9 protein-coding genes are annotated in these 8,126 nt (G+C 69.8%); 7 read left to right on the top strand and 2 right to left on the bottom strand.

What is annotated here, in order from left to right; genetic code table 11:
• On the top strand, positions 1 to 126 hold a 126-nt coding region (locus ACWCYO_RS39695; protein ID WP_449786938.1), incomplete at its 5' end, for a transposase.
• Positions 127 to 262: 136 nt separating this feature from the next.
• On the opposite strand, the gene ACWCYO_RS39690 is transcribed toward ACWCYO_RS39695, so the two are convergent.
• A complete protein-coding gene (locus ACWCYO_RS39690) occupies positions 263 to 415 on the bottom strand; it encodes a hypothetical protein (protein ID WP_270150455.1) in 153 nt (50 codons plus the stop codon).
• A 247-nt stretch (positions 416 to 662) separates the two neighbouring features.
• Between ACWCYO_RS39690 and ACWCYO_RS39685 the strand changes: the two genes are divergently transcribed.
• Both ACWCYO_RS39685 and ACWCYO_RS39680 read left to right on the top strand, forming a co-directional pair.
• Positions 663 to 1,673, top strand: coding sequence for an AraC family transcriptional regulator (locus ACWCYO_RS39685; protein WP_449786937.1), 1,011 nt, complete (start codon positions 663 to 665; stop codon positions 1,671 to 1,673).
• Positions 1,674 to 1,965: 292 nt separating this feature from the next.
• The gene (locus ACWCYO_RS39680) at positions 1,966 to 2,940 is read left to right on the top strand and encodes a LuxR C-terminal-related transcriptional regulator (protein WP_449786936.1); all 975 of its coding nucleotides are present in this window, start codon (positions 1,966 to 1,968) and stop codon (positions 2,938 to 2,940) included.
• A gap of 251 nt (positions 2,941 to 3,191) precedes the next feature.
• Here ACWCYO_RS39680 and ACWCYO_RS39675 read toward each other — a convergent pair whose 3' ends face one another.
• On the bottom strand, positions 3,192 to 3,578 hold the full coding sequence (locus ACWCYO_RS39675; protein ID WP_449786935.1) for a hypothetical protein: 387 nt from the start codon (positions 3,576 to 3,578) through the stop codon (positions 3,192 to 3,194).
• A gap of 187 nt (positions 3,579 to 3,765) precedes the next feature.
• Here ACWCYO_RS39675 and ACWCYO_RS39670 point away from each other — a divergent pair, with 187 nt between their 5' ends.
• The 4 genes from ACWCYO_RS39670 to ACWCYO_RS39655 all read left to right on the top strand — a co-directional run bounded on the left by ACWCYO_RS39670 (position 3,766) and on the right by ACWCYO_RS39655 (position 7,180).
• Positions 3,766 to 3,924 (top strand): hypothetical protein, encoded by a 159-nt coding sequence (locus ACWCYO_RS39670; RefSeq protein ID WP_270150444.1) that lies wholly within the window; start codon positions 3,766 to 3,768, stop codon positions 3,922 to 3,924.
• 9 nt (positions 3,925 to 3,933) lie between these two features.
• On the top strand, positions 3,934 to 4,251 hold the full coding sequence (locus tag ACWCYO_RS39665) for a hypothetical protein (protein ID WP_449786934.1): 318 nt from the start codon (positions 3,934 to 3,936) through the stop codon (positions 4,249 to 4,251).
• A gap of 115 nt (positions 4,252 to 4,366) precedes the next feature.
• Positions 4,367 to 5,653, top strand: a complete 1,287-nt coding sequence (locus ACWCYO_RS39660; RefSeq protein ID WP_449786933.1) for a transglycosylase family protein — start codon at positions 4,367 to 4,369, stop codon at positions 5,651 to 5,653.
• A gap of 81 nt (positions 5,654 to 5,734) precedes the next feature.
• Positions 5,735 to 7,180 (top strand): hypothetical protein, encoded by a 1,446-nt coding sequence (locus ACWCYO_RS39655; protein WP_270150440.1) that lies wholly within the window; start codon positions 5,735 to 5,737, stop codon positions 7,178 to 7,180.
• Positions 7,181 to 8,126: the final 946 nt, after the last annotated feature.

Below are 8,126 nucleotides of genomic sequence, written 5' to 3'. Positions count from 1 at the left end.
GAGCTGGTCAAGCACTACTGGCGCGCACAGCGCCTGTGGTCCGGCTCGTACTTCGCCGGATCGGTCGGCGGCGCTCCGCTGTCGATAGTCCGGCAGTACATCGAGCAGCAGAACCACCCAGCCTGACCTTCACGGGTGGGCACCGTCCACAGTTCGGGAGGTGCCCACCGCGCAGGTGTCAGAGCAGGGTTCAGAATCGCTTCACCACCGGGCTGAAGCCCGGTGCACTGCGATTACCCCAGGTAGCCGATGTCCATGCGGGTCAGCCCCAGGTCAGATCGGACGGGGCGGCTGCGGTGGGGGCGGCGGAGGCCTGCGTGTCGGCGGCCTGCGCGACCGAGACGGTGGCGACCGGAAGGAGCAGGGCGGCGCCGATGGCGAGAGCGGCAACCTTGGCGAAGCAGGAGCGGATCATGGCAGTGGCCCTTCTGTCGAGAGAGTCGGTGTTCCGGCCGCATCACGCGGTGACGCTTCGCCCGGTCGCCGGTCGGGCTGTTCTCCCCCGCCGGCGATGAACAGCTTCGTCGCAGATCAACAGCCGTAGAAGGGTTTCCGGCTGTCCCCAACTCGCCTGGCGGGATCCCGCACTACTATCATGCCCATGCCAATTCTCTGCCGTCAGTATCATCGGCCCGGGTTCGACGGGGAGGCGAGGTACGGCGTTGACGGTCAGCGGACCGGGTGCGGACGAAGGCGGGAGCGGGCCGATCACCCTCTACGAGGGGCGCTGCGTCGAGCAGCTGCACCAAGCGGTGGGCGAACGGTTCGCGCCCCACCGCATGACGGTAACGGGCGGTCAGCGGATCAACGGGCGCTTCCGCCTGATCCACGAGGGCTCGATCGCGCTCTACGAGATCGGCTACGGCGCCGATGTCAGTGTGGACCCTGGGGAGCTGCCCGACTTCCACAACATCCAGCTCCCGGTAGCCGGCGGTGGGAAGGTCCTGGTGAACGGGAGGGTCCTGCCCTCGTCGCCGTTCATTGTCGGGCCGGGCGAGCGGCTCTCGATGGAGTGGGACGCCGAGGCGTTGAACCGGGTGCTGATCATCCCCGCCCGTACGGTCGAGCATGCGCTCGCCGTGCGGCTGGGAGACTCCCCGCCAGGGCTGGCGCGGTTCAGCCACGTGCTCGACGACCGGAATCCGGCCGTGAAGTCCTGGACGGAGCTGGCGTGGAGCTTCAACGCCTTCGCCGCGTCGCCTTTGAGCCGCTGCTCCCCGCTGGCCGTGCAGCACTTCGAGAATCTGCTGGTCGACGGCCTGCTCGACGCCCAGCCGCACTCGTGGAGCAACGCGGTGGCAGAGCGCGGTGCGCGCCTGCTGCCCGGGGCGCTGCGCCGGGCGACGGACTACTGCGCGGAGCACGCGCACGAGGCGATCTCCGTCGCGGACATCGCACAGGCCGCCCGGGTCAGCCTGCGCACTCTGCGGGAGGGCTTTCGCACCCATCTGCAGACGACTCCGCTGGCGTACCTGAAGGCCCGGCGCCTCGACCACGCCCACCGCGACCTGATCGCCATCTCCGACGGCCGGTCGACCGGCACGGTGAGCGAGGTCGCCTGCCGCTGGGGCTTCACCCACCTCGGGCGCTTCAGCGCTGACTACCGGCGGGCCTATCAGCAGTCACCGTCGGAGACGCTGCGCTGCGGCGGCCGTGGCGACCAGCGCCGTTGAGGGCCGCCGCCGGCCCGGCTATCCGAAAACGGGCGGGATCGCCGTCGCGAAGTGGATAGTCACATGATCACATTCCGGGGAAGCTTGGAATGACGAGGTCAGTTGTCACACCCGGCCGCCTGCCTGGCCGGACATTCGCCCAACAGGGGAACTCGTCGTGTGGCAGGCACCGCCGAGCCGACTGGTCTGGCCGCATTGGTGCCCGTCACGCCCCCGGGTGCCGACGGCGCCCGGGGATGCCGGGCCGGAGCGCCGGTGCCACGGCACCGGGATCGTACGACGGGGGAATCACGTGCTGGAAGCACTTGGCGTGACGGCACCGGCCACTGCGGTCTACCAGGCAATGCTGGACCGGCCCGGCGACAGCGTCGAGCAACTGGCCGCCTTCTGCGGTCTGTCGCCCGCTCAGGTCCACGCGGGCCTCGACGAGCTCTCCCGTTTCATGCTGGTCCGCGCATCGAGCGAGTGCCCCGGCCGAATGCGGGCCGTCGCTCCGGAGGTCGGTCTGGCCGATATATTGGCCCGCCAGGAAGCCGATCTGGCGGCCCGGCAGGCGCAACTGGCCACCTCACGCGCCGCCCTCACCCGTCTGGTCGCCGAACGCGCCTACCACCGGGCCGGCGATGCCGAACGGCTGATGGGCATGGACGCGATCCAGAGCCGCCTCGAACTGCTCGGGCGCGGCGCCGTGACCGAGGTGCTGGGCGTCCATCCCGGCTCTCACCGGCGCCCCGAGGACCTCGAGGCCGGGCGGGGGCCGAACGAGGCGGCCCTCGCCCGCGGCGTGTCGATCAAGTCGCTCTACCAGGAGAGCACCCGCAACGACCCGCACGCCACCAACTACGCCCACTGGCTGCTCAGCCGGGGCGGCGAGGTGCGCACGGCACCGGTGCTCCCGCAGCGCCTTGTCATCGTCGACCGGAGCCAGGCTCTGGTGCCCGTCGATCCCGCCGACAGCCGCAAGGGCGCTCTGCACGTCAGCGCCCCCGGCATCGTGGCCGCCCTGGTGGACCTCTTCGAGCAGGCGTGGAGCATCGCCGTGCCGGTGGGCGCCGTCCGCGCCGAGGACCCCACGACCGGCCTGAGCGACACCGAACGGGAACTCCTGCGTCTCCTGGGCACCGGCCTCACCGACGAGACCGCGGGCCAGCGTCTCGGTCTGTCGGCCCGCACCGTGAGCCGCCACATGTCCTCGATCATGGAGCGCCTCGGCGCCAGCAGCCGCTTCGAAGCCGGCATCAAGGCAGCGCAGAAGGGCTGGCTCTAGGTGTACTGACCCGTGCAGCTTGGGGACGGTGTGTCCGCGGTGGTGATTGCAGGTGCGGAGCCGTCCGGGATAGGCGTCCCGGCGCTCTTGTTCGGTGCGGTAGGGCCCATTCGTCGCGCAAGGCGCGGTTGAAGCGTTCGACCTATGCCGTTGGTCTGCGGCCGGTAGGGCCAGGTGCTCCTGCGGCGTGATGCCCTCGGCGGCGAGGACAACACGCCGAAGGTGTGACTCGTAGCAGGAGCCGCTGTCGGTCAGCAACGCTGGACGGTGCTCCCGGCCTGGGTGAAGAAGGCCTGGGCGCGGGTCCATAAGGCGGTGACGGTCTCCTTGCCTTGATGATGCGCCGCTCGGTGCGGGCGCTGTTTCTCGCGCTCGACCGCCTCCCGCTCGGCCCGCACCGCCAGCACCGCCTGATGCCGCCCCGCCCCGCCCCGCCCCGGCGCCGGCCAAGCCGACGTCCTGGTGCGCGCCGGTCCTGATGGGGCAACAGGGCGCTGGCCCACGCCGGGGAGTGTCCCGGCCGCCTGGCGAGTCTGGCCGGGCTGGACCGGCTCGCCCGGTGAGTTGTCCGTGTCGGTGCGGGTCAACAGCCGGTATGAATTGGCCGCCACCGGCGAGAGAAGAAATGTCATGTCCATGACTGGCAGTCGGAATGGCGTCAGGCGAGTTGGCGACAGCCCGAAAGCCTTCCTGGGCCGCTGATCTGCGGCGAAGCTATTCACTGCCAGCCGGGAACAGCCCGAACGGCAGCCGGACGAAGCGTCAACCGCGGGACGTCTCACCGGCCAAGGACACTTGACCCTGCTTCAGCAAAGGACTCACGTCATGATCCGCACTCGCATCGCCCGGGCCGCCGCGGTCGTCACGCTCGCTCCGGCCGGCACCGCGCTCGTGTCCTCGCCCGCCTTCGCCGCCGCGCCCGCTGCTCCCGCCCTCGGCCGGGCCGCCACCGTGACGCCCGACTCGCTCGGATGGGGCGGCTGAACCCCGACGATGGACATCGTCTACGCCAGCCTGCAGCGCAGGCAGCCGGCCGAGCCGGCCGAGCCCTGCGAAGTTGCCGAGGTCCTGGGCGCCCTGTGGGCGCACGCAACCCCCGCCGACGGCCTGGAACACGCCTCCGGCCGAAGCGAGGCGGACCGGGTCGACCTCCTGCTCTACCTCCGCACGCTCGACCCGACGGCCGCCGACACCCGCACCGAGCTCCATCGGGCCAGTGACCTGCTCGCCCGCTGCCACCAGGCCGCGCCCGTGCTCCGCCGACGCTACCTACCCCCGGCCGGCACCGTTCACCCGGGCCCCGCGGCGTGAGCCGCACCGCAGAGCCGCCGCTCAGCTGATCGGGCGTCGCCTGCGCCCCGCGGCCGCCAAGTCTTCGCACGTCCCTTTCGCAACCCTATTCCGCACCGAGTGCAGGGAGTTCCCCATGCCCGTCCGCAGCCGCTCCATGTCCGCTCTGGCCCTGTCCGCCGCCACCCTGGTGGGCGTCGCGGCCCCAATCATGTGCACCGCCACTGCGGCCTCGGCCGCCTCGGTGAGCACCTGGGAGAAGGTCGCCCAGTGCGAGAGCAGCGGCAGGTGGGACATCGTCGACAACGTCGGAGGCACTACCTACTACGGCGGGCTGCAGTTCGACGCACCGACCTGGCAGGCCTACGGCGGGAACTTCTACGCACCCACCGCCAACCTGGCCACCGAAGGGCAGCAGATCCTGGTTGCGGAGAAGGTGCTGGCGAAGCAGGGCCAGTCGGCCTGGCCGACCTGCGGGCCCGCCGTGGGACTGGGCGCCGACACCGCGAACCCCTATCCGGCCGACAACCCCACGCCCGCCCCCTCCACCCCCACCGCGGCGACTCCGTACACGGCCCGGGTGTTCGCCCTGGGTTCGGACAACCGGATCTACGAGAAGGACGGCGACTACAACGCCCGCACCTGGACCAACTTCGGCCTCGTCGACGGCACCGCCGGCTTCAAGCAGGTGACCAGCGCGGTGGTCGGCAACACCGTCCACCTCTACGCCCTCGGCTCGGACAACCGCGTCTACGAGAACAGCGCCGACTACAGCGCCGGCAAGTGGACCGGCTTCGGCCTGGTCGACGGCACCGCCGGGTTCCAGCAGATCACCACCGCCGTCATCGGCAACACCGTCCACCTCTACGCCCTCGGCTCGGACAACCGCGTCTACGAGAACGACGGCGACTACACGAAGCACAGCTGGAGCGGCTTCGGCCTGGTCGACGGCACCGCCGGGTTCCAGCAGATCACCACCGCCGTCACCAACACCAACACCGTCCACCTCTTCGCGCTGGGCTCGGACGACCGCGTCTACGAGAAGGACGGCGACTACGGCGCCAACACCTGGACCAGCTTCGGCCTCGTGGACGGCACCGCCGGCTTCAAGCAGATCACCACCGCCGTCACCAACAACACCATCCGCCTGTTCACGCTCGGCTCGGACAACCGGATCTACGAGAAGGACGGCAACTTCGACACCCACACCTGGACCAGCTTCGGCCTCGTGGACGGCACCGCCGGCTTCAAGCAGATCACCACCGCCGTCACCGGCACGTCGCAGGTCCACCTCTACGCCCTCGGCTCGGACAACCGCGTCTACGAGAAGGACGGCGACTTCAGCGCCAACACCTGGACCAGCTTCGGCCTGGTCGACGGCACCGCCGGCTTCCAGCAGCTCACCTCCGTCGCCACCAGCTGAGCACGCCGAACCGTCGCACCCCTCCCCCGCATCCGACAGCACCGCGCCCGCGAACCCGTCAAACCTCAGTGGAGTCCTGCCATGCCCAAGAACAAGAAGAACACTTTCCGCCGTGTCCTCGCCGCGGCCATCGCCACCTCCGGCCTGGTCGGCGCGCTGACCACCACGACCGCCGCGCACGCGGTGGGCACGTCCAGCCCGGACGGCTCGATCACCCGGTCGGAGATCCTGCAGCGCGCCCAGTCCTGGGTCGACGAGCAGGTCCCGTACAGCCAGAGCAGCGCGTGGAGCGACAGCAACGGCAGCTACCGCTCGGACTGCTCCGGCTACATATCGATGGCCTGGCACCTCAGCAGCGCGCTGACCACCGTCACCCTGCCGAGCGTCTCCACCAAGCTCAACAGCTATGACGACCTGTTGCCTGGCGACGCGCTGGACCGGTACGACAACGGCAACTACAACATCCACGTCGTGCTCTTCGCCGGCTGGACCGACAGCAGCCACCAGACGGCGAACATCTACACCGAATCGACCTGGGGCACCGTCGCACACACCACCACCATGTCCCGGTCCGCCATGGACGCCGGCACCTACGTGCCATTCCGCTACAACAACGTCGCGTCCGACCCGGCTCCGGCCCCAACTCCGATCACGGCCAACAACGTCCACCTGTACGGCCTGGGGTCCGACAACCGCGTCTACGACAACTACGGCAACTACGGCATCAACAAGTGGAACGGCTTCGGCCTGGTCGACGGCACCGCCGGCTTCAAGCAGATCACCAGCACCACCACCACGGACAGCACGGTCCACGTCTACACCATCGGCTCGGACAACCGCATCTACGAGAACGACGGCAACTACGCCGACGGCAAGTGGAGCGGCTTCGGCCTGGTGGACGGCACCGCCGGCTTCCAGCAGATCACCGCAGTGGCGACCGGGACCACCGTGCGCCTCTACGCGCTCGGCTCGGACAACCGCGTGTACGAGAACGACGGCGACTACACGAAGCACAGCTGGAGCGGCTTCGGCCTGGTCGACGGCACCGCCGGCTTCAAGCAGATCACCGCCGCTGCGACCACCGACGCGTCCGGCAACACCACCGTCCACCTGTACGCGATCGGCTCCGACAACCGCGTCTACGACAACGATGCCGATCTCAGCGCCCACAAGTGGGGCGGCTTCGCCCTGGTGGACGGCACCGCCGGCTACCAGCAGATCACCGCCGCCGCGCTCGGGACCACCGTCCACCTGTACGCGCTCGGCTCCGACAACCGCATCTACGAGAACGACGGCGACTACAACGCCCACACCTGGACCGGGTTCGGCCTGGTCGACAACACCGCCGGCTTCAAGCAGATCACCGCCGTGAAGACGGGCGCCAGCACGGTGCACCTCTACGCGATCGGCTCCGACAACCGCGCCTACGACAACGCCGGAGACTACGCCGCCCACAAGTGGGCCGGGTTCGGCCTGGTGGACGGCACCGCCGGCTGGCAGCAGCTCACCGCCGTGGCCAGCATCTGACACAGGCAGGACCAGCGGACCGGGAGACCGAGGGATTCATCGTCCGACCGGCAGCACCCAGCCGAAACGCCTGCTCAACCTGCGAACACCCGGGCCCTCCCCACACCGCTGAAGGGGGAGGGCCCGAGGCATGCCGCCAGGCACCGAAAGGCCGCAGCCGAAGTAGGTCCTTCAGCTCACCGGCAACTCCCACGTCGCCGGCCCGACAATGCCTTGAGGGTTCATCATGCCGGGTGAACTGGTGCGGGCTCCGATCGGTCACCGGCGGCGGATGCGGGGCGGGAGTGGTGAAACGCCGAGCCCTCGGTGTGCGGGAACTCACAGCGTCGATCGGGTCGCCCACGACGAAGCGCACCGCTGGACGATGAGGGTGAACCACCGTCAGGGACATGTCTCTCGCCGATCGGGCACCAGAAATGCTACAACCCGTGCCGAAGTGGCTACGGGCGGCTACTGGGCGACGGCCCGCCTTGACGGCGAATCGTCGTCACCTGTCCTGCTCCGCAGGAGGACCGTTTCTCCCCCGCAAGCGGGGGGACCCCACCCCGACTCAAGCCGGGGGTATCCACGGAGGTACCAGATGAACTGGAAGTCCATGCTCAGCGGGCCGTCGGCGTGCTACTCCAGCAACGCCAGAAAGCCGTGTCTGGACGGTGCGCAGTCTGCCACCGGGCAGTTGCCCCGGATGCCGGCGGGGTGGGCCTGGCAGGGCGCTGGGGTCTTCGTCGTCGTCATGGCGCCACCCTGGCCGAGGCCGGCTGTGGACAGCGGCGCTGCAGACAGAGCAAAGCGGCTCAGCCGGAGGTCACCGGCTGGGCCGCGCAGTGGAAGGGCAGCGGGCCCTGGGGCCGGGGCGGTCCGTCAGAACTGAGTGCGGCGTGCCCTGGGCCGGACGGGCGGGGCCTGCTCGGTGCCGCGCCGTGCCGGGGCCGCGGTGCGGGTGCGC

Source organism: Kitasatospora sp. NPDC001683, from assembly GCF_053596495.1.
The sequence above is the reverse complement of the archived record's forward strand: the minus strand, read 5'-3'. Positions and strand labels throughout refer to the sequence as shown.

Bases quoted from the DNA above. Each gene is read 5' to 3' on its own strand.
- ACWCYO_RS39675 (WP_449786935.1), bottom strand. From the start codon at position 3,578: ATGGACATGACATTTCTTCTCTCGCCGGTGGCGGCCAATTCATACCGG.
- ACWCYO_RS39670 (WP_270150444.1), top strand. From the start codon at position 3,766: ATGATCCGCACTCGCATCGCCCGGGCCGCCGCGGTCGTCACGCTCGCT.
- ACWCYO_RS39690 (WP_270150455.1), bottom strand. From the start codon at position 415: ATGATCCGCTCCTGCTTCGCCAAGGTTGCCGCTCTCGCCATCGGCGCC.
- ACWCYO_RS39655 (WP_270150440.1), top strand. From the start codon at position 5,735: ATGCCCAAGAACAAGAAGAACACTTTCCGCCGTGTCCTCGCCGCGGCC.
- ACWCYO_RS39665 (WP_449786934.1), top strand. From the start codon at position 3,934: ATGGACATCGTCTACGCCAGCCTGCAGCGCAGGCAGCCGGCCGAGCCG.
- ACWCYO_RS39660 (WP_449786933.1), top strand. From the start codon at position 4,367: ATGCCCGTCCGCAGCCGCTCCATGTCCGCTCTGGCCCTGTCCGCCGCC.